The 24,634-nt window shown below is 57.7% G+C and carries 21 protein-coding genes and 2 pseudogenes; 14 read left to right on the top strand and 9 right to left on the bottom strand.

What is annotated here, in order from left to right:
- Positions 1-129 precede the first annotated feature (129 nt).
- The 3 genes from EYD00_RS18400 (at position 130) to EYD00_RS18390 (ending at position 1,656) form a co-directional block, all read left to right on the top strand.
- Positions 130-441 (top strand): hypothetical protein, encoded by a 312-nt coding sequence (locus EYD00_RS18400; RefSeq protein WP_022563255.1) that lies wholly within the window; start codon positions 130-132, stop codon positions 439-441.
- A 178-nt stretch (positions 442-619) separates the two neighbouring features.
- Entirely contained in the window at positions 620-1,009 is a 390-nt protein-coding gene (locus tag EYD00_RS18395; protein WP_022563254.1) for a hypothetical protein, read from the top strand.
- Positions 1,010-1,257: 248 nt separating this feature from the next.
- Positions 1,258-1,656: a hypothetical protein gene (locus EYD00_RS18390; protein ID WP_022563252.1), complete on the top strand. Its 399-nt coding sequence runs from the start codon at positions 1,258-1,260 to the stop codon at positions 1,654-1,656.
- A gap of 277 nt (positions 1,657-1,933) precedes the next feature.
- Here EYD00_RS18390 and EYD00_RS18385 read toward each other — a convergent pair whose 3' ends face one another.
- Positions 1,934-2,167, bottom strand: a complete 234-nt coding sequence (locus tag EYD00_RS18385; protein ID WP_113361556.1) for a hypothetical protein — start codon at positions 2,165-2,167, stop codon at positions 1,934-1,936.
- Positions 2,168-2,496: 329 nt separating this feature from the next.
- Positions 2,497-3,576 (bottom strand): LacI family DNA-binding transcriptional regulator, encoded by a 1,080-nt coding sequence (locus EYD00_RS18380; RefSeq protein WP_022563250.1) that lies wholly within the window; start codon positions 3,574-3,576, stop codon positions 2,497-2,499.
- 237 nt (positions 3,577-3,813) lie between these two features.
- Between EYD00_RS18380 and EYD00_RS18375 the strand changes: the two genes are divergently transcribed.
- The 11 genes and pseudogenes from EYD00_RS18375 (at position 3,814) to paoC (ending at position 15,302) form a co-directional block, all read left to right on the top strand.
- Positions 3,814-4,791 (top strand): substrate-binding domain-containing protein, encoded by a 978-nt coding sequence (locus EYD00_RS18375; RefSeq protein ID WP_003521644.1) that lies wholly within the window; start codon positions 3,814-3,816, stop codon positions 4,789-4,791.
- A 116-nt stretch (positions 4,792-4,907) separates the two neighbouring features.
- Positions 4,908-6,399, top strand: a pseudogene (locus EYD00_RS18370) (sugar ABC transporter ATP-binding protein).
- Positions 6,392-7,405 carry an ABC transporter permease gene (locus EYD00_RS18365; RefSeq protein ID WP_006697919.1) on the top strand — a complete coding sequence of 338 codons (1,014 nt, stop codon included), beginning with the start codon at positions 6,392-6,394 and terminating at the stop codon, positions 7,403-7,405. Before EYD00_RS18370 ends, EYD00_RS18365 begins: the two are co-directional and overlap by 8 nt.
- Positions 7,405-8,400, top strand: a complete 996-nt coding sequence (locus tag EYD00_RS18360) for an ABC transporter permease (protein WP_022563247.1) — start codon at positions 7,405-7,407, stop codon at positions 8,398-8,400. Before EYD00_RS18365 ends, EYD00_RS18360 begins: the two co-directional genes overlap by 1 nt.
- Position 8,401: 1 nt before the next feature.
- Positions 8,402-9,250, top strand: coding sequence for a sugar phosphate isomerase/epimerase family protein (locus EYD00_RS18355; protein ID WP_022563246.1), 849 nt, complete (start codon positions 8,402-8,404; stop codon positions 9,248-9,250).
- A gap of 26 nt (positions 9,251-9,276) precedes the next feature.
- Complete coding sequence (locus EYD00_RS18350; RefSeq protein WP_022563245.1) at positions 9,277-9,942, top strand: nucleoside triphosphate hydrolase; 666 nt, start codon at positions 9,277-9,279, stop codon at positions 9,940-9,942.
- Positions 9,943-10,008: 66 nt separating this feature from the next.
- Positions 10,009-10,878, top strand: a complete 870-nt coding sequence (locus EYD00_RS18345) for a D-psicose 3-epimerase (RefSeq protein WP_022563244.1) — start codon at positions 10,009-10,011, stop codon at positions 10,876-10,878.
- 276 nt (positions 10,879-11,154) lie between these two features.
- Positions 11,155-11,247, top strand: a pseudogene (locus EYD00_RS26205) (GFA family protein); the annotation flags it as partial.
- A 262-nt stretch (positions 11,248-11,509) separates the two neighbouring features.
- A complete protein-coding gene (paoA, locus tag EYD00_RS18335) occupies positions 11,510-12,145 on the top strand; it encodes an aldehyde dehydrogenase iron-sulfur subunit PaoA (RefSeq protein WP_034497711.1) in 636 nt (211 codons plus the stop codon).
- Entirely contained in the window at positions 12,142-13,092 is a 951-nt protein-coding gene (locus EYD00_RS18330) for an FAD binding domain-containing protein (protein ID WP_022563240.1), read from the top strand. Before paoA ends, EYD00_RS18330 begins: the two co-directional genes overlap by 4 nt.
- Before the next feature lie 5 nt (positions 13,093-13,097).
- Positions 13,098-15,302: an aldehyde oxidoreductase molybdenum-binding subunit PaoC gene (paoC, locus tag EYD00_RS18325; protein WP_022563239.1), complete on the top strand. Its 2,205-nt coding sequence runs from the start codon at positions 13,098-13,100 to the stop codon at positions 15,300-15,302.
- 369 nt (positions 15,303-15,671) lie between these two features.
- On the opposite strand, the gene EYD00_RS18315 is transcribed toward paoC, so the two are convergent.
- From EYD00_RS18315 to EYD00_RS18285, 7 genes are all read right to left on the bottom strand, one after another.
- A complete protein-coding gene (locus tag EYD00_RS18315; RefSeq protein ID WP_022563238.1) occupies positions 15,672-16,919 on the bottom strand; it encodes a glucarate dehydratase family protein in 1,248 nt (415 codons plus the stop codon).
- Between the two features lie 8 nt (positions 16,920-16,927).
- Entirely contained in the window at positions 16,928-17,713 is a 786-nt protein-coding gene (locus EYD00_RS18310) for a sugar phosphate isomerase/epimerase family protein (RefSeq protein WP_022563237.1), read from the bottom strand.
- On the bottom strand, positions 17,710-18,744 hold the full coding sequence (locus EYD00_RS18305; RefSeq protein WP_022563236.1) for a hydroxyacid dehydrogenase: 1,035 nt from the start codon (positions 18,742-18,744) through the stop codon (positions 17,710-17,712). Before EYD00_RS18305 ends, EYD00_RS18310 begins: the two co-directional genes overlap by 4 nt.
- Entirely contained in the window at positions 18,741-19,910 is a 1,170-nt protein-coding gene (locus EYD00_RS18300; protein WP_022563235.1) for an SGNH/GDSL hydrolase family protein, read from the bottom strand. Before EYD00_RS18300 ends, EYD00_RS18305 begins: the two co-directional genes overlap by 4 nt.
- A 15-nt stretch (positions 19,911-19,925) precedes the next feature.
- Entirely contained in the window at positions 19,926-20,675 is a 750-nt protein-coding gene (locus EYD00_RS18295) for an SDR family NAD(P)-dependent oxidoreductase (RefSeq protein ID WP_022563234.1), read from the bottom strand.
- 19 nt (positions 20,676-20,694) lie between these two features.
- Entirely contained in the window at positions 20,695-23,025 is a 2,331-nt protein-coding gene (locus tag EYD00_RS18290) for an alginate lyase (protein ID WP_022563233.1), read from the bottom strand.
- Between the two features lie 70 nt (positions 23,026-23,095).
- Positions 23,096-24,625: an extracellular solute-binding protein gene (locus EYD00_RS18285; RefSeq protein ID WP_034497518.1), complete on the bottom strand. Its 1,530-nt coding sequence runs from the start codon at positions 24,623-24,625 to the stop codon at positions 23,096-23,098.
- Between the last annotated feature and the right edge of the window lie 9 nt (positions 24,626-24,634).

Raw genomic sequence — 24,634 nt, 5'->3', positions numbered from 1 at the left:
GTGGCATAGACTTCCGGCCGGGACATAATGGAAGCCGCGCCAGCACAATGTGGGAGAAACTTCTGATTGAGGGAACAAACAGGGCAAAATCCCCGTTGCTCGTCACAATAATTTCTCTGGAGGCGCGTCATGAGACTCAAGCTGGCTTTAAGCGTGGTTCTAAGCGTTACCTTTACGGCGGCAGCGGCGGAAGCGCGGACCCAATTGCATCTTTACGGTACCGTTCCGGTGACGGGTAACCATGTACTGGAGATGGCCTATCAGGCAGCCCTCGACAGATGCAGTTTCGAACGTTACCCATCATATGGCGACGTGGGTTTCTATGCAGGTGCCTATGGCTCCGCCCACGTGCGCAGTTGCATGTATCGCAAGGGTTTCGTTTTTGAGAATGGTGAGCCTTTCGCATATCCTGTGAGAAAAGCGACCTACCTTTCATGGTGACGAGATCACGAAGCGTCTGACGGCGGAGCGCCCGAGGGTTGCAATCTCGGAGTGAGGCCGTCTTCGCAATTCACAAGTTGCGGGTTTCAGGAGCATGTGATTTTTCAGTCGAGTGGCCCGAATCCGTATTGAAAACCGGCGGCAGAGTATCGATTTCAGGGGTAACCTGGAGGTCGGAATGATCTACGTTATTTTCGCGTTGTGCGCGCTCGCGGTAACATTCTTTGCCTGTCGGTATTTCGCCGCCAAGGCTCTCCTTGTCGAACGCGAAATCGACAAAGCGATCGCAAGGCGGTTTGAATCGAGCGGAAAGGTTATCGAACTGGCGGAGCTGCGAGAGGAAAACGCGGTCATGCGTAATCTTCTGCTGGACCTTCTGGAAAACGAAGCCGTTTTTCCAGTCCAGTCAGCACCTCCATCAAGGGTCGATTTGCGCAGGATGGGCGCCGCAAAGGTCCAGAGGTATCGCGAAATACTTGCTGAAAGTCAGTACGTCTTGCAACAGCGTGGAGCCATTGGGGTCTTCGAAGACCATGGCGCATTCAAGGACGATCAACGCAGGTCTTGAGTTTAGGAACAGCTCACGGAGCTTCCTCGTGGGAGTGCGGTAGGAAGAAAGGCCTGAAGTTTTCCTTGTAGAGCGAGGCATCTTCACGCTCCTCGATTGCTTTACCCGATGCGACCGTCTGACGAACCGGTTCTGCGTGGACTCCATCTGGAATTCCCGACGTGTTTTGACTATCAGGGTAGCGCCTCGCGTCGCAGCTGAAGCGAAGCAAAAAGTGTATTCGCATGAGAGCTGACAAAGGAATCCGGATGTCGATCACTGTACAGAGAACAATTCCTGCCGAGCGGATGCGCCAGTTCCATCAGATGGTTGATCGCTGGCTGGAAGAAGGTCCGATCAAGCTCGCGACGAACGCAACGATAACCGCCATGGAGAACGCCGGCATCCCAAAGGCCGAACAGGCAGCGATCATCGAGGACCGCGACATCATCATGAAATACAATATGCGCCTCGGTGTAATCAGCGAGGTTTTCGGCCCCGCCATCGAGAAGGCGGTGGGGTCGTACCGCTCGGGAAGTGAAGCACAGGACGAGATCGCGCGTTTGATTGTAACTGCCATGGGTCTCCGGCAGGACGATGACAGCGAACTGGTGACGTTCACCTTCACGACCCAGAGTGAGGCAGATGTATTCGAAAATGCCACTTGAAACATCAAATTCTGCCCGCCGCGCGCGGTCGCCTGCGAATCAGAGCTTGTGAACGTGACCGTCAATGCGGCCGAAGGGCAGGCAAGATTAGCTCGGGCCTCTATCGATCAATCCATCAATCGGAAAGCGCGACTGGAAACCGATATCGAATTGCCAGACGGATCGTTGGAAGCGTCTCCATAAATTTCGATCGTGACCGGCTCGTCCGCGACATAGATCATTATGTAGCCAACTTCATTCGACGTTCCTTCTGCGGTTCAGATGCATATGCATCCCTCTAGTCGAACGCGCGCAACTCGCGCCGCATCAGGAGCCACCATGTCAGGGTCAAGAGAATGCCGATCACAGCGACGAATATGGCGCTGAACGAAAACGATACCCAGCGCATGAGCCCGACAGTCAACGCCGCACCGATGCCTATGCAGATCTCCTTGATGAACATGGTTTTCTGCCGGACAGAATAGTAGTCGATATGACCAAAGGTACATTCTGCCAGCGAAATCAGGAACACCCAGACCACAGCGCCGGTGAATGTATGGACGTGGAATGCACCCGGAAAAGCCAGACCGCTGAAGCGAACTGCGGTTTCGTCGGGCTTTCGGCAGGTCGGATTCCGTATGCGAAAGCGGCGGTCATCTTGTCGAGTTTACGAGAGGTTGCCGACTGATCTGCGGGGCGAAAGGAGATACTCGTGGATGAAAACAGCCTCGACGTCCATCTTGCGCCGATCACCAGGCGGTCGCCGAGGGTGCATTCGTCAGCCATGGCGCTCCAGTGCTCCAGCCGATTGAAATCTATCGCGACGCGCCGACCGTTGAGGTCACGTGGCATTACGCATGTTCATCGCGCCATGCGGCGCAATGCCAGGGGGTCCCATATGTCGTCGAGCGGACCTTCGAGAGCGGTTCGCGGCGAAATGAGCGTCGGTTCGATAATGGTGACTTCGGGTTCGGTCCGGTTCTCTGCCAGAAGTTCGAACCCCTTGTTGAGCATTTGCGCTATATCGGGCTTGATCATGTAGACCGGGAACGGAAGGAACGATGCGAAGGGGTCGTAGTCAAAACAGCCGACAACGATATCGCCAAACGCCTCGCCGTCATGGCGCCCCATGAAGCGCAGCAATCCTTCGAAATTGATCGATGAATTGACGAAGAAGCAGCGGGGCAGGCGGCCTTTGCGTTCAAAGAAACGTTCGAAAGCGAGTTCCGTCATGCGTGGTGAATAGCCGGTGATTTCGATATCGTCCCCGTTATCGACCCCGAAATAGGCGGCCTTGGTGGCGTGGAAGCCATCTATACGGGCGCGGCTGGCGTGGTCGTCATGACCGCCGAACAGGATGACGTCGTCAGGGCCGAGAGGTCCGTGTTTTTCCGCATGGGCAAGGATTGCCGATGTCAATATTTCCGCACCATGTCTGTTGTCGGAAATGACCGAGGGTACAAATTTGCCGGGAAGGTCAATATTGACATGCGGCAGTGCTGCGCGGGCGCAGACCTGGTGCACGCCGTCGGGATCGGTCGCGCCCGCGATGAAGAGTGCATCGATCGAATAGGCGATCAGGGTCTCCACCGTGCGGCGTTCTTCTTCAGGATCGCGCCGCCCCGATACAACCATCGGCGAAAGGCCGCGCTTGCGTGCCTGTCCCTCGAATGTTTGTGCCATCGAGGAAAAGAACCGGTTGTCATAAATCGGGACCAGTAGGCCAATAAGTCCGGATTTCGAGCTCCTCAAACCTCTCGCCTGCAGGTTGGCGGTGTAGCGGTGCGTCTTGGCGAGCGATAGAATTTTGTTGGCCGTTTCCTCGGAAATCCGCCTTTTTCGCCATGATCCATTCAGGACGGCGCTGACCGTCGACGCTGATGCGCCGGACAATATCGACAAGTCATATATAGTGGCCTTCTTGGAACTCATGCCCGTCATTGTGATCTCCCCAACTGATTCTAATTATTAGAGTAGGCGTCCCCTTGACGGAAGGGAGCTTCATGATATGGTTATTGCACCATCGATTGTGCAAGTTGGCAATATCGATTGTGCAAGATGGTTGCTGTGGGAGTGGCAAGGGAGAGTCTCGAATAAGCGAGATGAGAAATTTTGAACGCGCCAGATGAAAAATGGCTGCGGCGGGTTTCGTTTGCCTGTTTTTTGAGGAGGAACATCATGAAGAAAATTATTGCTGCAGCGGTTGGTCTGTCGCTCGCGCTGCTCTCGTCCGCAGCCTTTGCCGAAGGGCCGAAGGTGGGCGTCGTCGTCAAGATCGGCGGCATTCCGTGGTTCAACGCCATGGAGGCCGGGATCAAGGAGCAGAGCAAGAAGCTCGGCGTTGACGGTTTCATGGTCGGCCCGACTAGCGCCGATCCCGCCCTGCAGGTCCGCGCCATCGAGGACCTGATCGCCCAGAAGGTCGATTTCATCGGCGTCGTGCCGAATGATGCCAAGGTGCTGGAGCCGGTGCTGAAAAAAGCCCAGGCCGCCGGTATCAAGGTCATTACCCACGAATCGCCCAAGCAGCTCGGTGCCGACTGGGATTTCGAACTCGCCTCCGCCAAGGGTTTTGGTGAAGCGCATGGCAAGCTGCTGGCGGAGAAGATGGGCGGCAAGGGCTCCTATGCCGTGTTCGTCGGTTCTCTCACCGTTCCGCTTCACAATGCCTGGGCCGATGCCGCCATCGCCTATATCAAGGCGAACTACCCTGACATGAAGCTCGTCGGCGATCGCTACGGCGTGGCGGAGGACCTCGACAAGAGCCGCTCGACGGCGCTTGACCTTATGTCCGCCAATGCTGACCTGAGCGGTTTCCTCGCCTTCGGCTCGCAGGGACCGATCGGAGCCGGGCGTGCGGTTGAAGAGCGGCGCAAGGATGGCAAGGTCTTCGTCATCGGCCCGTTCTCGCCGGGGCAGGGCGCCAAGCTCATCAAGTCGGGGGCGCTGACGGGCGGCTTCATGTGGAACCCGAAGCAGGCCGGTGAGGTCTTCATCACGCTCGCGGATCGCATCGCCAAGGGTGAGACACCCAAGGCCGGCGACAATATCGAAGGTCTCGGCACCATCAATCCCGAGGGCAACACCATCGTCGTCGATCAGCTTCTGAAGATCGACAAGGAAAGCATCGACAAGCTCGTTTCCATGGGCCTCTGATCCTCCCCAAGGCCAGGGCGTCGCGCGAGGTTTCATACTCGCGCGACGCCTCATCTGGAAAACATGCCGAGCGCCCCGTCTGCAATGCTGCCGCGGCGAAGGAGATTTACGTTATCATGAGCGCAGAACCGCTCCTGTCCCTCAAAAATGTCAAAGTCACCTTCGGCGGTGTTCGCGCGCTGAAGGGTGTTTCTTTCGAGGTCAACCCGGGTGAAGTGCATTGCCTTGCCGGCGAAAACGGCTGCGGCAAGAGCACGCTGATCAAGGTCATAACGGGCGTTTACACGCCCCAAAGTGATGCTGAACTCTATTTCGACGGCAAGCCGATAGCCGCAATGACCCCAACGCTTGCGCAATCGCTTGGCATTCAGGTGATCTGGCAGGATCTGGCGCTGTTCGATGAAATGACGGTGGCTGAAAATATCGGCTTCCAGTACGCGGTGAATGCAAAATACGGGCTGGTCGACAAGCGCGCCATCGAGCAGGCTGCCGAAAAGGCGTTGGCCCGGCTCGGCGTCGAGATCGATCTCGACAGGCCGCTCAAGGAACTGCCCATCGCCCAGCGTCAGATCGTGGCGATTGCCCGCGCGCTGGTCGGTGAGGCACGGCTCGTTTTCATGGACGAACCGACCGCGTCGCTCACGCAGTCGGAAACGGATTACCTGATCGACATCGTCCGCAACCTGTCGGCCTCGGGTGTCGCGGTTGTCTTCGTCTCGCACCGCCTTGCGGAAGTGCTTGAGATTTCAGACCGCATAACCGTTTTGCGGGATGGCTCGCTTGTCGGTGTCTTTCCCGTTGAAGGCATGACCCAGTCACGGGTGACCGAGCTGATGACCGGCCGCAATTTCGACAGTGCCGTCATTGCCGCCGATCACGATGACAAACCCGTCGTTCTCTCGGTGCGCGGGCTGAGCCGTGCCGGCGAGTTCGAGGATGTTTCGTTCGATCTGCGGCGGGGCGAAACGCTTGGCATAACGGGCCTACTGGGAGCCGGCCGCACGGAACTGGCTTTGACGCTGTTCGGCATGCATCGGCCGCAATCGGGTGAAATCCTCATCGATGGAAAGAAGGTGGATTTTCATTCCAACCGCGATGCGATCCGGGCAGGCGTAGCCTATCTTTCCGAGGACCGGCTTTCGCTTGGTCTCAACCAGCCGCAATCCATTGCCGACAATCTGGTCATGGCCTCGCTCGACCGGCTGCTGCGCGGCGGCCTGATCTCACCGTCGAAAAAGGCGGATGTCGTTTCCCGCTGGATTTCTGCGCTCGGGGTGAAGATCGGCCTGCCCGAAGACCCGATCCGAACGCTTTCGGGCGGCAACCAGCAGCGTGTGGCGATCGCCAAGTGGCTGGCGATCGGGCCGAAAATCCTCATTCTCGACGCGCCGACCGTGGGGGTCGATGTCGGCGCCCGCGCCGGCATCTTCGAAATCGTCCGCAAGCTCGCCGCAGAAGGTCTCTCGATCATCGTGATCTCCGACGAGCCGCCGGAAGTTTATTTCAATACAGACAGGGTCATCCACATGGTCGAAGGCCGGTTTCACGCCCACCTATGATCCGCGACGCCTGTCGTTGACTGAACTGGAGGCCGCCATCTATGCGTAGGCTCATCCTCGGACATACGACCGAATTTACGCTGCTTGTGGTCATGGTGCTGCTTTGCACGGGACTGTCCTTCGCCACCGACCGGTTCCTCACCATCTCAAACGCCTTCGATGTACTGAATGTCTCTGCGGTCAACATCATCTTTGCGGTCGGCCTGCTTGTGGTGCTGATCTCGGGCGGTATCGACATTTCCTTCGCGGTCGCCGCTTCCGTCGTCCAATATGTGACGGTGCTGGCGCTCAATGCGCTCGGCGGCGGCAACTGGGCGGAAGGTTTCATCATTGCCGGCGCGGTAGGCCTTAGTCTCGGTTTCGTCAACGCTTTCCTCGTCTGGCGGCTCAACATCATTTCAATCGTCGCGACGATCTCCACCTTCAACATCTTCTTCGGGTTGCTGATGTTCTTCACCAAGGGTGTGTCGATCTACGACCTGCCGGAATGGCTGTCCACGCGTGTGGTATTTTACGAACATGAAATGCCTGATGGTTCATGGGTAGAGCTGACGCTGCCGGTCGTGGTCATGATCCTCTGCTGTATTGCAACCTGGTTCATGATTTCGCGCACCACTGTTGGGCGCAAACTTTACGCCTTCGGCGACAACCCGGAAGGTGCTCGCCGCTTCGGCATCAATATCGGCGCGATGCATTACATTTCGTTCGGCTGGCTCGGCCTGATGGCGGGCATTGCGGGTCTTATGCAGGCGCATTATGCGCAGGAAGTGGTGCCCAACGCGCTTTATGGCCGCGAGCTGGATGTTCTTGCAGCAACGGTCCTCGGCGGTGCGCGGCTTGGCGGCGGCAAAGGCTCTGTCATCGGCTGCGTGCTCGGCGTTCTCATGGTGTCGATCACCCAGAACGGTCTTAACCTCATGGGCGTGTCACCCTTTGCCTTCAAGATGATCGTCGGTGCCATCATTCTGATCGCGATCACCCTCTCTTCCACCCGGTTCGACAAGCTTTTGCCGAGTGCGCTTCGCACGTCCACGAGAAAGGGGAGCGCCCAGTGATGAGCAGCCTTGTCAGGAAATTCAACGCCATTTTCGGTGCCGATATGGCTGGACCGGTGATTGCCTTCATCGCAGTCATGCTCATCTTCGGAACGTTCGCGGATAACTTCCTCTCGCTTGCGACATTCGGTTCGGTGGCCTTCCAGCTGCCGGAACTCGGCCTTCTCACGCTGGCGATGCTGCTGCCACTGCTGACGGGGGGGATCAATCTGTCCGTCACCTTCGCGGCCAATCTCTCAGGACTTGCCGCAGCCTGGGTACTCCAGGCCCATGGCGGCGTAGATGCACCGCCGAGCGCCTTTCTCTTCGCCTGCCTTGCTGCATTTGTCACCGGCGGGGCTGCCGGTGCCATGACGGGTGCGGCGATCGCTTATACCCGCGCGCATCCCATTCTGGTGACGCTGTCGATGATGATTTTCCTGCGCGGCCTCGGCGAATTTCTGACGCGCGGCGGTGACGTGTCAGGGTTTCCCGCCTACATGGCGCCGCTTGGCCATGGCACGCTTCTCGGTCTGCCGATCCCGCTTCTGATTTTCGTCGTCTGCGTGGCGCTCTGGCATGTGCTGCTGACGCGCACGAAGCTCGGCTTCGGGCTGTTGATGATCGGCTCAAATATCGAAGCCGCGCGTTATTCCGGCCTCAACACGCGCAAGATCCAGGTGCTCGTCTACACGCTCTCGGGTCTGATGTGCGCGGTCGCCGGCATCATCATGCTTGCCCGTTTCAATTCCGTCCGTGTCGGCCACGGAGAGTCCTATCTGCTGATCACGGTGCTCGCGGCCTTTCTCGGCGGCATCAATCCCTTTGGCGGTTTCGGTCGTGTGCTTCCCGTTTTTGTCGCGCTCATCGTCCTGCAGCTCCTGTCCTCCGGCCTTAATCTTCTCGGCGCCAACCAGCATCTCGCCACGGCCCTTTGGGGTGTCCTGATGATTGTCGTCATGGCGGCGCGCGGCCTGTTCTCCAGCTACTTCGGATCTCTCAGAAAGAAGGTATGACGTGAAAGGCTTCGGTGTTCACGCAATGATGTGGTCTCTGAAATGGGACCACGAAAACGCCAGACGGTCTATCGCCGCTGCTGCGGATTACGGTCAGGATTTCATCGAGATTCCGCTTATCGATATCCCCTCCGTCGATGCAAAACACACGCGCACGCTGCTGGAGAAATACGGATTGCGCGCCGTCTGCTCGCTGGTGCTGCCGGAGCCCGCCTGGCCGTCCATACGTCCCGATGCGGCAATCGACTATCTGAACACCGCGCTCGGCAAGGCCGCCGATATGGGGGCTGAAGCGCTGACGGGTGTCACCTACGGCGGCACCAATGAGCGAACCGGATTTCCGCCGACACAGGGTGAATATGACAACCTGACAAGGGCGCTTTCGCGGGCTGCCGGCCACGCAAAAACACACGGCCTGCAATTCGGCATTGAGACCGTCAACCGCTACGAGAACCATCTGCTCAACTCCGCCGAACAGGCGGTGGCGCTGGTGGAGCGCATCGGTGCGGACAACGTCTTCATCCATCTCGATACGTTCCATATGAATATGGAGGAAAAGGGCATTGCCAATGGCATCATCGCCGCCCGCAACCATCTGAAATACATGCATATGTCGGAAAGCGACCGCGGCACGCCGGGCTGCGGAAACGTTGCGTGGGACGAAGTGTTCTCAGCGCTCGCAGCCATCGGCTTCAAGGGCGTGCTGACGCTCGAAAGCTTCGCCGCGATGCCCAAGGAGGTGGCGGGCGCGATTTCAACCTGGCGCCCGGTTGCGCCCAGCGCCGATGAGGTTCTCGACAAGGGACTGCCATTCCTGCGCGACAAGGCAAACCAGTACCGCATTTTCTGAAAGCACTCATTATCGGGGCAAGTACCTTGAACACTATTGACGATAATGCCCGCGAGATTGTGGGCCTTGCTCTTCAGCGACTGGAAGGGTCAAAGGCCCGGCGTGTGATGGTTGCGATTGCCGGTGCCCCCGGATCGGGAAAATCAACCATCGCCGAGCGTGTGGTCGATGCGTTGAACGCGGGCGAAGGCGTGTCCGCCGCACTGTTCCCCATGGATGGCTTTCATTATGACGATGCGGTGCTTGAGGAGATGAACCGCCGGCCCTTCAAGGGCGCCATCGATACGTTCGATGTTCACGGCCTGCGCCATATGCTTGAGCGCCTGAAGGCCAATCAGGACGATGTCGTTGCCGTCCCCGTCTTTGACCGCGCCATCGAGATCGCCCGCGCCGGTGGCCGCCTGATCCCGCAATCCGTCGATATCATCGTCTGCGAGGGCAATTATCTCCTCGCCGGCCAGTCGCCATGGGATCGCCTCAAGCCGATCTTCGATCTCACTGTCTTCGTTGATGTCGACGAGGACGATCTGCGTGCGCGGCTGCGGGATCGCTGGCGGAGCTTCGGTCTCGGCGAGGGGGAGATCAACCGGAAGGTAGAGGAAAACGATCTCCCCAATGGCCGCTTCATCACATCCACAAGCACGGAGCCGGACCTTCGCATCGGAAATCCGGGAAGCACTCCCGCGTCGTGAAACGGCCCGAAGGGCTGCGCCTCCCCACCCAAAGTCAAGCAAAACAGAAAAGCGAAAGAGACCCCCATGAAACACGGCATCTATTACTCTTACTGGGAACATGAGTGGAGCGCCAAGTTCGGCCCCTATATAGAGAAGGTTGCCAAGCTCGGCTTCGATATCATCGAAGTAGCCGCTCATCACATCAATGAATACAGTGACGCCGAACTCGCCGTCATCAGGCAGAGCGCGAAGGATAACGGCATCATACTTACTGCCGGTATCGGCCCTTCGAAAACGAAAAACCTGTCGTCAGAGGATGCCGCGGTTCGCGCAGCTGGCAAGGCGTTCTTTGAACGCACCCTTACCAATGTCGCCAAGCTCGACATCCATACGATTGGCGGCGCGCTGCACTCCTACTGGCCGATCGACTACTCGCAGCCGGTCGACAAGGCAGGCGATTATGCGCGCGGCGTGGAAGGTATTCACGGCATTGCCGATTTCGCCAATGACCTCGGCATCAACCTTTGCATCGAAGTCCTCAACCGCTTTGAAAACCACGTGCTCAATACGGCTGCCGAAGGCGTCGCTTTCGTCAAGGATGTCGGCAAGAACAACGTGAAAGTCATGCTGGATACGTTCCACATGAATATCGAGGAAGACAGCTTTGGCGAGGCCATCCGCACGGCTGGCCCGTTGCTGGGGCATTTCCATACCGGAGAAAGTAATCGCCGCGTACCGGGCAAGGGCAGGATGCCCTGGCACGAAATTGGCCTCGCCCTGCGCGATATCAATTACACCGGCGCGGTGGTCATGGAGCCTTTCGTCAAGACCGGCGGCACGATCGGCTCCGACATCAAGGTGTGGCGCGATCTGAGCGGCGGCGCCGATCTCGCGAAAATGGACGAGGATGCGCGCAATGCCCTGGCATTCTCCCGTTTCGTCCTTGGCAGCTGATGCCCCATGGCGCGGATGGAGCGGGATGACTTGATCAAGCGTGAGCCCGATCCGCGAGACAAGCGGTCCAGTCTGGTATCATTGACGCAGGCGGCACTTGCGCGGTTGCCAGCTGGCCGCGCTTTTTGCGCCAGGGCAATCCGGGACATGACCAAGGGATTATCGCGGGAAGAGGTGGACACACTGGTGTCTTTGCTTCGGCGGGTGCTTGATAACGTAGAGGCACTTGAGGCGTGAGTAGCTCTCCAAACGCCCTTATATGCACATTGGTGACGCATGCAATGCAAGAGGGTCACCCATGGGGCCGAGATCGCTCCACAAGGGGTCTCGATCTGCCAGTGCGATTGCCAGAGATTAACGGGAACCGCCTAGGAAGCGAGAGCATGCGGCTCGATCGGGACGACGGCTAAAACCGCTCTTCCAGAATTTGGTGTCAAGAACCGATGTCCTGACCCGCCCCACAATCGGGAAGGAGCCTCGATCTCCTAGCCGGTCCTTTCGCGCTATGAACAAGGCCTATCGGGAACTCCTTCTGCTGCTCATTCGTTCACGGGTCAGTTTTCAATGATCCGCGTTCTCGCCCCTTGATGCGAAACCTTTGATTTCTCCAATCGATGAAGTGGAACTGGCGATGCCAGGCACCGGCATATTTGAACTTTCACGCCGAAACTTACTTATATCTTCGGCCGCGACCGTCGCTGCCACCACTGTCACCAGGGGAGCAGCAGCCCAGTCAGGAGGAGAAATCATGAAACACACGTCAAGCGTATCGTTGAAGGTCAACGGACAGGTCCGAGACCTCGATGTTGACAATCGCACGTCCCTTCTCGACGCACTGCGCGAACACCTTCACCTGACCGGAACCAAGAAGGGTTGCGATCACGGTCAATGCGGGGCCTGCACCGTACTGGTCGGTGGACGCCGCATCAACTCGTGCCTCTCGCTTGCCGTGATGCATGATGGTGACGACGTGACGACGATCGAGGGCCTGGGACAGCCCGGCAATCTGCACCCGATGCAGGCGGCGTTTGTCAAGTTTGACGGCTTCCAGTGTGGCTACTGTACGCCGGGACAAATCTGTTCCTCCGTGGCGGTGCTTGAGGAGATCGCGGCAAACATTCCGAGCCATGTCACGCTGGATCTTAACGCGCAGACATCGGTGAGTGAGGGCGAAATTCGCGAGAGGATGAGCGGCAACATCTGTCGCTGCGGCGCCTATTCCAACATTGTCGAGGCTATCGTCGAAGTTGCGGGGACAAAAGCATGAAAGCCTTCACCTACGAAAAGGCCTCATCTATCGAGGCTGCAACCAGGTCCGCCTTTTCGAACTCGCAAGCAAAGTTCATTGCAGGCGGCACCAATCTCCTCGATTTGATGAAACTGGAGATCGAGACGCCGACACATCTGATCGATGTGAATGGTCTCGGGCTCGATACAATAGAAAAGACGTCTGAGGGAGGCCTGCGCATAGGAGCGATGGTTCGCAATACCGACCTTGCCGCCGATCCAATTGTTCGACGTGATTATGGGCTCCTGTCGCGCGCCTTGCTTGCAGGGGCTTCGGGCCAGCTTCGCAACAGGGCAACAACCGCGGGTAACCTCTTGCAGCGAACACGATGTCCATATTTCTACGACACCGCACAGCCCTGCAACAAGCGTTCGCCGGGAAGTGGCTGTTCCGCCATCGGCGGCTTCAGTCGCCAGCACGCCGTGGTGGGTGTGAGTAATAGCTGTATCGCCACGCATCCCAGTGACATGGCCGTTGCCATGCGCGCACTCGATGCGGTTATCGAGACGGTAAAGGTCGATGGTAGCCGCCGATCAATCCGAATCGCCGACTTCCATCGCTTGCCGGGCGATACCCCTGAGATCGAAACGGTTTTGGAAAAGGGTGAGTTTATCACCGCAGTAGTGCTACCGCCGCCAACTGGAGGAAAACAGATCTACCGCAAGGTCCGCGACCGCGCTTCCTACGCGTTTGCTCTGGTCTCTGTGGGTGCAGTCATTCAGCCTGATGGTACTGGCCGGGTGGCAATCGGCGGCATTGCTCATAAGCCGTGGCGCGTGGAAGCTGCGGATGACGAACTCTCAAAGGGAGCGAAGGTCGCAGCGAAAGCTCTCCTCAACGGCGCTCGTCCGACCGAGCAGAACAAGTTCAAGATCGATCTGGTGGAGCGCACACTCGGCGCCGTGATCGCCGAAGCGAGGGGGTAATTGCCATGAAGTTCGATACACCCGCAACGACCAATCCGATCGACCAGCTGAAAATCGTCGGTCAGCCCGTTCACCGCATCGACGGTGAGCTCAAGACAACGGGGCGGGCCATGTACGCCTATGAGTGGCATGATCCGAACCTGGCCTATGCCTACGGTTACCCCGTCGGATCGACCATCGCCAAGGGCCGCATCATCTCGATGAATATCGAAGCTGCCGAACGCGCGCCGGGCGTGCTTGCCGTGGTAACGACGCTTGACGTCGGCAAAATTGAGAAGGGCAAGTACAATACTGCGATACTTTTCGGTGGCGATGAGATCCAGCACTATCATCAGGCGATTGCCGTGATCGTCGCCGAAACCTTCGAACAAGCCCGCGCAGCGGCAGCGCTAGTAAAGGTGGATTACGCGGAAGAACAGGGTAGTTACGATCTCGCCGAGGCGATGGGTTCGGCAGTCAAGCCAAAAGACGCAGGCGGAGCTCCACCCGATACCGCCGTTGGAGATTTCGAAGGGGCGTTCAAGTCCGCCGAGGTAACGTTGGACGAGACCTACACAACGCCGGACCAGTCGCATTCGATGATGGAGCCGCATGCCTCCATCGCCGCCTGGGATGGCGACGAGCTGACGGTCTGGACTTCCAGCCAGATGATCGACTGGTGGCGGTCCGACCTTGCAACGACGCTTGGTGTCGACAAGGAGAAAATCCACCTCATGTCGCCGTTCATCGGCGGCGGCTTTGGCGGTAAGCTGTTCCTGCGTGCCGACGCTGTTCTGGCCGCGTTCGGCGCGAAGGCAGCAAGGCGGCCTGTAAAGGTGGCGCTGCCGAGGCCTTTCCTCGTCAACAACACGACGCATCGTCCAGCAACGATCCAGCGCATCCGCATTGGTGCAGCTCGCGATGGAAAAATAACGGCAATCGCCCATGAAAGCTGGTCGGGCGATCAGCCCGATGGCCAGCTTGAAACGGCTGCCATGCAGACGCGGCTTCTCTATGCCGGTGAAAACCGCATGACGGCGATGCGGCTGGCGACGCTGCACCTTCCCGAGGGCAACGCCATGCGCGCACCCGGGGAGGCGCCCGGACTGATGGCGCTCGAGATCGCCATCGACGAGATGGCCGAAAAGCTCGGAATGGACCCAGTGCAGTTCCGTATCCTCAACGACACACAAGTGGATCCGGAAAAGCCCGAACGTCCGTTTTCGCATCGCGATCTCGTCGGTTGTCTCAAGCTCGGAGCAGAACGGTTCGGCTGGCCGGGGCAAGCTCAACCCGGCTCTCGTCGCGAAGGCAACTGGATGATCGGTTCCGGTGTTGCGGCTGCGTTCCGCAACAACCTTCTGGTGCCGTCGGGCGCTCGCGTCCGTCTGGACAAGGAAGGGGTCGTCACCGTCGAAACCGACATGACGGACATAGGCACCGGGAGCTACACGATCATCGCCCAAACCGCGGCGGAAATGATGGGCCTACCGATTGATAAGGTCGCCGTGCAGCTTGGCGATTCTCGCTTTCCCGTATCTGCAGGCTCCGGCGGGCAGTTCGGCGCGAACTGCTCGACCTCAGGCGTCTACGCAGCCTGTGTCAAGCTTCGGGACGCTATTGTCAAGAAGCTCGGCTTCAACGAACAGGACGTCGTCTTCGAAGATGGTCAGGTCCGTTCCGGTTCGCGTTCGGTTCCGCTGGCCGAAGTGGCGGGTTCCGAAGGGCTCGTCGCCGAAGACACGGTCGAGTGGGAAAAGCTTTCAGACAGTCATCAGCAATCGACCTTCGGTGCGCATTTTGTGGAAGTGGGCGTCGACCTTGCCACGGGCGAGACGCGGATTCGCCGGATGCTCGCGGTATGTGCCGCCGGCCGCATTCTCAATCCGATCACGGCCCGCAGCCAGGTGATTGGTGCGATGACGATGGGCGCCGGTCTGGCGTTGTCAGAGGAACTTGCCGTCGACACCCGTCGCGGGTTTTTCGTCAACCACGACCTCGCTGGCTACGAGGTGCCGGTTCACGCGGACACCCCGTACCAGGAAGTCGTGTTCATGGATGAGACTGATCCAGTTTCCTCGCCAATGAAGGCGAAGGGTATTGGCGAACTCGGACTATGCGGAGTTTCGGCAGCGATCGCGAACGCGATTCATAACGCAACCGGCATCCGCCTGCGACACTATCCGATGACCTTGGACAAGCTTATTGGGGGCCTGCCAGACGTTGCGTAACTGCGCCATGCCCCCGGAATTCGCCATGCTCAAGCCGCTTGGCGTACAGGCGCACGCCGCTGCGTAGGCTCTGAAATCGGCATATGTCCCAAGCCCTCTGTTCAGGTTCAACATCGTCAATCACAAGATGATCCGGAAGGCGGGGTCAAAACGACGCTTATTTTCCTGCCAGTGGGCGCGTGGGTAGATTTGCCAGGGCACGCGCGCTCGTCATCAATGGTTCGCCCTACGTCGCCGCCTGATTGATTGCCGAGACAACAGTTCGAATTCTCAGCGTACTCCATGGCGTGCTTGCGTCGCTAACGGTCGCAGTGCAAAGCCGCAGTCCGGAAACCGTCATGCGGATGATGTCGCTCAACGTCTGGGCAGTCACCACCGGGGCACGCGACGTTCGTAATCTGGTTCAAAGAGCTTCATGTAGGCCGTGTCGTCTCGCTCTTTCATGGCCGTCTGTTCGTACAAACCAGCGAATATTGATAGTTTGTGTCGATCTAACGAGATCCCCAATCCTGGATTCTTTGGCACCTCCAGGCTGCCGCGTTCGAAGACAAAAGGGACTCCTTCAGTCACATCAACACCAGTCCAAGGAAAATGCGTATCGCAGTCGTAGCTTAGATTGGGTGTCGCCGCAGCGACATGGGTCATAGCAGCGAGCGTGATCCCGAGATGCGAGTTGGAGTGCATCGACACTCCGAGCCCCAATGTCTCGCAGATTTTGCCGAGATGCGTTGAAGCACGAAGACCGCCCCAATAGTGATGATCGGACAAGACGATTTGAACGGCGTTCTTTCGGAAGGCTCGAGCAATCTGGTCAAACTCAAGGACGATCATGTTGGTGGCGAGCGGAATTGACGTCGCCGCTGCGACCTGTGCCATCTGGTCCATACCGATGACAGGATCTTCGAGATACTCCAGAACGCCTTCCAATTTGCGCGCTATGTAGATAGCGGTGTCGATGGTCCACCCCCCATTGGGGTCGATCCGCAAAGGGTGATCTGGAAAGGCTTCGCGCAGTTTCAGCATCGTCTCGATTTCGAGATCGGGATGCAAAACACCCCCTTTGAGCTTCAGTGACTGGAAACCGTATTTATCCACCATCCGTCGGGCTTCCCCGACCATCTGGTCTGGCGTCAGCACTTCCCCCCATTCGTCCGGTTCTTCTCCAATATGAGCGGCGAATTTGAAAAACAGATAGGCGCTGAAGGGAACCCTGTCGCGAACCGCACCACCAAGCAGGTCACACACCGGTCGCCCGAGCAGCTTGCCCTGAATATCGAGGCATGGAACTTCAAACGCCGAGGCGACAACGTCCGTCAGTTTGTGGTCGGCAACGGCGCTTTTTGCATTGATGCCACCACCACCTGGCAAAGCGGCAAGGACCCGTGCCTTCAATTCGTGAAGGTGAAACGGATCGAGACCGATCAATGATGGAGCCGCACATCTTAGACCGTCCAGTGCTTTGATACTCCCGTAGCTCTCTCCCAAACCAACGGTGCCGTCATCACAGGTGACTTCAATGATGGTTCTCAGGGCGTGAGGCTGGTGAACACCCTTGCAGTTCAGCAATGGTTTGTCGGGAATGGCAACCGGCGTTAGCTGAATGTCGGCGATACGCATAAGTACTCCTATCGCCACCAGGCGCGCGCTGCGATCAACGCGTCATCCAGACGTGGCAGTTCGGGATGCCAGTGGCGCTCCCATTCGAGACTGAGAGGGAGGTGTCGGTCATTCGATCCGACAAACGACAGAAGATCCGCCATGGGGAAGTTACCCTGGCCTGGAAGCACGTAATGGCGTCGGCCGTCGTCTCCCATCTTGCTGTCCTTGACATGTAAATGAACGACATTGTCGACAATATCAGGCCAAAGGCGCTTGATATCGGAACCCTTGGCCCAGGTGTGATGGGTGTCCCATAATATCAGGGCATTTGGCACAAGCCTGATGAAGGTAGAGAGTTGCGTTGCATCCGCTAGAGCATCATGGGTTTCGATCATCAGATCGACATTCAGCCCCCGTGATTGCCGGTCGACCTGCCATTGATCGAGCACTGCACCTGCACGTGTCATCTCGCCGGTCGTCAACCGATTTCCGCCGTCAAATATCCTGAGATGTGCAATGCCTGCCGCTTCCGCCCACGCAATGAAGGGCTCAACGGCAGACATATCGTCGCTATCAAACAACCGGATCGATGTATTGAGGGCCGTGACCTTGAGGTCACGTTGCGCCAGAAACGCAGCAAAGATTGAAGGGCTGCCAAACTCACCCTCCAGTGCCGAAATCAGGTCGACGGAACCGCAAAGCGTGCGCAATTCCACGGACGAAATACCGTGCCGTTTCGCCAGGTCAGCGGTTTCATGCAGGTTGAGTTCAGAGCAGCCAAGCGTGGAAAAACAATAGTTGAAAGCCCTCATGCCATGCGCTCCATGTCATGTTTGCGAACGGGGTAGAGCGGTGGAAGACCCGCAACAAAGCGCTCGATTTCAGTGATTGCGACATCAGAAAGCGCGCGCAATTCATTGCCCAACGCACCGGCGATGTGTGGGGTCAGCACGACATTCGGCAAGTCGTAAAACGGGCTGTCGACCGGTAGCGGTTCGGGTTCCGGCGTATCGATCAGGATCCGCAGGCGACCGGATCGCGCCTCTGATAACAGTGCTTCGTGATCGACCAGCCAGCCACGCGCCGTATTGATGAACACCGTATGGTCGGCCATCAACGCAAGCTCTTGCGCACCAATCATGTGACGGGTTTGCGGCAGGATCGGTGCATGCAGCGAGACGATGTCGGACCATGCGAGAAGCGTATGCAGTTCCATTTTTGTCGAGCCAAGTTCCGTTGCCTCAACCGCGGACAGGAATGGGTCATAAACGCCGATTTCGAAACGGCCCCGTGTCAGCATATCGATGACCAGTCGCCCGATGCGGGAGGCACCGACAATGCCGACCTTGCGGGAATAGCTTCCAAGCCAGGGCAGGTTCATGCCACGGCGGCTGCCAAACCCACCGGTGCCGCGCTCAGCCCGGTGTTCATCTCGCAGGCGAAACACGTCCTTGCTGCACATGATGATGGCCGCATAGGTAAATTCCGCCACCGGCACGGCCATGGCAGGCGCTGCGGTTGTCACCAGAATATTGGAGTTGTCCCAGAATTCAGCAGGCGCGACGACGCGAACGGATGATGCCGCATAGGCCAACATCTTGAGGTTAGGTGCTCGGGCAAGGCGTTCTTTTGTCAGCGAAGGTGTCCCCCAGGCCGCCAGCAGAATGTCGGCCTCGGCCAAAGCCCGGCGACCTTCCTCCGTGTCGAAGTCCGTATAGGGAAATCCGTCAACGATATCGGTCACCGCATTCAGTCGCGCCCATTCGCGCGCGCCGAAAAACCCTTGCGGAAGCTCGCTGCGCATGGCGATCAGCAGCTTCGGCTTTCCACCACCCTTGCTCATGCACACACCGGACTTGAAACGGGCCGTACATCAATGCGCGCAATATCGATGCTGATCGGCTTTGAACCAGCCTGCAGCAGGACATCAAGATATAGCTCCGGCGGTGCAGCACCCGGCCGGAGTTTTAACGGCGGCGTCCGCAAAGCACCTTTCCAATGTGTATCAGGGAAGGGGAATACTGAGCCGTCTTCGGCACGAAAGGGACTTAGCGCACATGCCTCTTGCCCTTCCTCGGCAATATCTTTCAAACGTAGTGTTACGCCGAGAATGCCTGAATGCGCTGGCACGTCGATATCGCAGATTGCCTCAACCCAGTTACCGGTTCCAGGATGCACAATCTGCCCACCAAGACGGTGGCTTTGCTCCAAGCTCTCTGTCAGAGTTTTCGCGGACATTTCGGTTGCCAGATTGCCGGTCGGGTTGTTGACGGCGTCGAAACGATCATCTCTTGGCAAAACGCGGTCTGCCGCACGCGGCACAATGTTTGCGAGATAGCCTGCCAGCAGCTTGCCGACGGCAAAGGCACCGCGCACCGAAAAATGCGTTCCATCGTCGGAGTAACCGGGATAGGGCTCTCCAAACTCGCTGTTCGGATCGACCCATGCTGCGTTCCAGTCGAATACATGGCAATTGGCGTGACTGGCGGCAAATTCAGCACTCTGGCGATTGATCCAGTGTGCCTTTGCGCGTTCGGAGCCATGCGCCGGCCATTTACCCACGCCACGCGCCAGAATGGGCAGCAGAACGACCGTCTTTCCAGCCGCCAGTAAAGTGGACGCAATCCGTGCTCTGGTATCTGCAATTGTCTGGCGCGTTTCCACCATCATATCGTTGGTGCCGGCATCCAGCAGGATCAGATCGAAATCTGATTGCAGCAATCGCGGCAGTCGTCGTTCGATTTCGATCGCCTTCTGGCCAGAGACACCGAAGTTGAGGCCGGCAAAAAACCGGCTGACGCCCGGCCGATTGCTCGGCTCCCAGCCCGCTGGCACCGATGGATCGTGATGGACCGGGCAATGCAGCCTGCCGTGAGACAGAACCTCGGCCCAGCTCATCCAGCCGCGTGCCGATGTCGCAAGCATCCTGGCATCGCCAATGTGGTTTTGCTGGACGAGCGACGTGCCAAGAATGGCAACGCGGCTCGCTCTCGGTAACGATACGGACATGGTTTTACCAGGATATCAGGAGAACAGGACGCCGCCATTGATGTCGTAGCAGGCACCAGTGATGTAAGCGGCATCATCAGATGCAAGGAAGGCCACCAGACCGGCAACGTCCTCACTCGATCCTTCGCGCTTCAACGAAGTCGCACCGGCCACTTTTTCACGTACTTCGGGTTTGGTGAAGGTGTCGTGGAACGTGGTCGAGATCATGCCCGGGCAAACTGCGTTGACGCGAATATTGGGACCAACTTCCTTGGCGAGACCACGTGTGAAGGTCATTACCGCACCCTTGGATGTCGCATAAGCCAGGGCGCCGGGACCGCCGCCGTCACGACCGGCTTGCGACGAGAAGGTCACGATGGAACCGCCTTTTGCCATCTTCGGCACGGCTGCCTTGGCGATGAGGAAAAGCGACGTTAGATTGACATCAAGAACCTGATGCCAGAAAGCTTCGTCCATATCGGCCAGAGATTTCCGGGCAATCAGACCGCCTGCCACATGCACCAGACCGTGAATGTCTCCGAACTTGTCGGTCGCACCGGAAATCGCAACCTCTACATCGGCCGCCTTGGTGAGATCGGCCTTGATGGCCAGTGCCTCGCCACCGAGCTTCTTGATCTCGGAAACGGCCGATACTGCACCTTCCGCCGCGCCGTTATAGGTCAGCACAACATTGGCGCCTTCCCGAGCAAACCGGATAGCGCATGCGCGACCAATATCACGACCTGCGCCTGCGACGACGACCGTTTTGTTTTTGAAACGTAGCATTATGGAAACCTCGTATTGATTAGAACTGCTTGGCAAGAGAGAGTTTGAAGCGCTCGTCATCGACATCGCTGAAGTAGATGTCCGTCGAGAAACCCTGATCATCGATGAAATTGAAAATACGCTTGGGTTCGCTCAGGATGTAAGGCACCAGAAGAGTGACCAGACGGTGCCGCGTTGCTGCCGGCACGGTCGCGCAAACGTGGTGATGAATTTCGAGCCCTTCAAATTCCTTCGGGTCGATACCCTGGAAACCTTCAACGGCGGAAATCTGCGGTGCGCCAGAGGATGAATAAACAAACTGGCCGTAGAAGCCGGCTTTTTTGCCGGTGTAACGAAAACTGGAACGGCCGGTCTGGGGGGCACCGATCGTGTGGCAAAGCCATTGCAGTTCCTGTGGCTCACTGCACTCAACCTCATCGACGAACACAAAATAGCTGTCGTTGACGAAATGGATTTCTCGCTCTGCCTTGAGCACCAACGGGTTTGCAACCTGATAGGCCGCCGTTGCATCGCCGACGATTTTGATATGGCCAGGTTGCTCGTCTACCGAGACGATACGCCCGGCTGCACGCCGCGCCAGCGCCTTGTCCTTTTCGGCATATTGGCCTTTGCCACCGATCAGCACCGCATTTTTTGACCGGGTCTGACGGCGCCAGTTCACATGCATCTGTGAATTGAAGGCAACGTAATGACCGGATTGGATCGCGAGGTCTTCGCCGTAGGCGTAAAGCACAAAGGCGTTCTGATCGCCGTGGCTGTGGCTCAGCGAACCGTAGGGACTGGACTTGAATACGAATTGCAGATGCCGGTCCGGATCTTCCATGTGTTTCTGGATTGTCACCCAGCCAATATCGTTGAACACGGAAAGGGCTGGAAGATCGGTCGGCGCAACGGCCGCCACCTGCTGGTAATCGTGACGATAAACGAGATCGTCGAAATTCAGGTCCCACCAGCCGTAATTGTAGAAGGCCATTTCTGTGCCGGTGGCATCCTGCTTAATGCGATCGAAATACCATTGGTAATGGCCATTGCCGGTCACACCAGCAAACTGGCGCACATTGTAACCAACCTTCAGACCGGGCAGATCGCCCATGGTGGAATCGTCACCAAAATTGGCGCGACGTGTTCCGGGCGCCTTGGTGTAGAGAGGGAACCGGCCGGTGTTCTGGAAGAAGGGGCGCTGATAGAGATCGTAACCGATATAGGACCGGATCAGGTTGGCCGCTTCAATCAGATAGGCCATGCCAGTCATCCAGTAGTGCGGACCTTCGGCCCAACCACCATCGGTGCCAGCCCATGGAGAATAAAGTGTCGACAGGAACTCAACCGTATAGTCGAGCCATTCGCCGCCTTCGTCGCTTTCACCCAGCAATGAAATGCAGGCAGGTGTCAGCACGGCAGACAGGGAGCGTACTGCGTGGCTGTCATAGGGGAAGACGTGGATACGCGCATGCGAGATCACATGGTCAGCGACCTCACGCGTACGGCGCAGCAGAACGGCTTTGACCGTTTCGCGCTCTTTCGCACTCAGATGGTCGTAAAGCCAGTCATATCCCCAGGCCAGTGCAACAACGACACGAAAGGCGGCTTCATCATTATAGGCGCGGGAGGTCGGGCCAGACGGATCCCAGCCCGCCACGGTCAGCAGCCAGTCACGCGACCTGTCGAGCAGGTCTTCCCGCCCCAGAACACGTCCCGCAATCGCCAGATGGCGAATGGCATAAATCACTTCCTGGCAATCAATATACATTTGCCGCCACAAGGTCGCGACGCGGACATTGTTGGGGTAGGGTTTCGGTTCCAGGATGATCGGCCGGTCCAGCCAGGGCTGGACAGATTTTTCGAAAAAGTCAGACCACCCGCAATGATCGGCATCCTTAGCAACAGCAGCCGAGAAAGCTTTCAACTGGTCGCCATTCAGCCAGAGCCTTGGATGGCTCGTATGGGCGGCGGCACGTCGCGCCGCCCGGCCGGGTAACGGGGTTTTTGGCAATGCGGCAGTGATTTCGAAGCCCCGCGCCTTGCTCCAGTTGGAAAGAGGTTGCCGTGCATTCTGGTCCCAGAGCGCGTAGCTCCAGTGATAGTGGCCATCCTCCAGCGCCACGTCTGGGGTGAAGAAATTCCAAGCCAGATCTTCAAACACAGTTGTCTGTGCGTCAGGGAAATTGGGGTCAGTCGAGATGCGCAGCACATAGCGCGCACCATCATCAATATCGGGAAGCCAGGAAAAACGTGGGGGATTTTCGGTAGGCGGTAATTGCTCACTCGGCATGTAGCCAATGGTCAGGGAACCTGGGCGCGGTTCATCGAGATGAGCTTGTCTGGCAATCGCCGAGGCAGAGGGACGCATTGCGCTCTAACTCCTATAAGAACAAAGAGAGGAGATGGCGGCGACAGGGCCGCCATCACAATAGCCTGATTTATTGGGCCGATTTGTACTGACGGTCGTAGGCTGACTGCATCATCTTGATGACCTCATCGTAACCGAGTGCCGTCAGCCTTTTCTTGTAGGCATCCCAACCGGCATCGACGTCCTGCGCACCAAGGATCCAGGTTTGCTGCATCTCGGTCATGTATGTGAGAATGCTCGGCCAATAGCGGTCGAAGGTTGCCTTTTCCTCGGCGTTCAGCGACACGCCCATGAACTCGTCCTTAAGGCAATTGCACTTGTCGTACATATCGATACCTTCAAGCGCGATTTTGTTGGTCCACTGGCGTTCATATTCGTAGTCCATCCAGTAGCCGCGCGGTACCTGCGCACCCACAGCCCACAGCTGGGCATTAACCGGGTCCTTGTTTTCAAGAACTTCCTTTTTGAACTGCGGTTTGCCGTCGACCATCTCATAGGTCAGGCCTTCGACACCGAAGTTCGACAGGACACGGCCTTGCTGGGAGAACCAGAAATCGAAGTACTTGATCGTTTCGACCGGATGTTCATTGGCGGCCGAGATCGCCCAGCCAACCGGCTGAACACGCAATCTGCGGGCATCTTCGAAACGTTGACCGGAGACGGTCTTCGGCGGCAACATTGGCTTCAGCGCGAAACCTTCGATCTTTGGCGACAGCGCGTCGTTATAGGTCGAGGTGCTGGCGAACCAGTCATGCGTCATGCCGCCGAGATTGTTGCCTAGAAGATATTCACGCGACCGGGCGCCCCGCGTGAAGATTTCCTTGTCGATCAGGCCTTCCTTGTACCACTTGGCGACGTTCGAGATGCCGGTCCTGTAGTTTTCTTCAGCCCATGGATGGCGCAACTCGCCGTCATAGACGGCAAAGTCACCATAGCGTTCAGAACCTGAAACCCGGGCATCCCAGAGATTGATAAGGCGAACCGCGTCGATCTCTTCACGGGCAAAATACGGTACTTCGTCCTTCTTGCCGTTGCCATTCGGGTCCTTGTCGCGGAAGGCTTTCAGGACCTCATAGACTTCTTCAGGCGTTTCCGGCTGTTTCAGTCCCAGTTTGTCCAGCCAGTCCTGGCGGATGAACCAGCCACGGGAGTATTTTCCGTCCGGCACGTAAGGAATGAAATAGAGCTTGCCATCCGGTCCGGAAATCGCGTTGCGGATATCCTTGTGGCTGTCAAAGAATGCCTTGAGGTTGGGGGCGTGTTCCTCGATCAAATCATCAAGCGGAACAAATGCACCTTCCAGCCCGTAACGAATGAAGTCTTCCTTCAGGCCGCCCGACGCATCACCGCCGACGATGTCGGGAAGGTCACCCGAAGCGATCAACAGGTTGAAGGCATCGCGGCTGCTGGTGGTTGCCAGCGATGCGACGTTGCGCACACGGATATTGGTGATCTCCGCAGCCTTCTGCTCCACCGGCCACTTTTCCGAATAGACGTATTTGTCGCGGAAGTGGAAGTGGATCGTCAGCTCCAACGGGTCTTCTGATATTTTGCCCGTATCTTGCGCGAAGGCCGGCAAGGCCATTGTCGCTGCAGTCATCAACGCCAG

The sequence above is a fragment of the Agrobacterium sp. 33MFTa1.1 genome, assembly GCF_004328495.1.
Classification (GTDB): Bacteria; Pseudomonadota; Alphaproteobacteria; order Rhizobiales; family Rhizobiaceae; genus Agrobacterium; species Agrobacterium pusense.
Note: the sequence above shows the minus strand (reverse complement) of the source record. Positions and strands in the feature narration are given on the sequence as shown.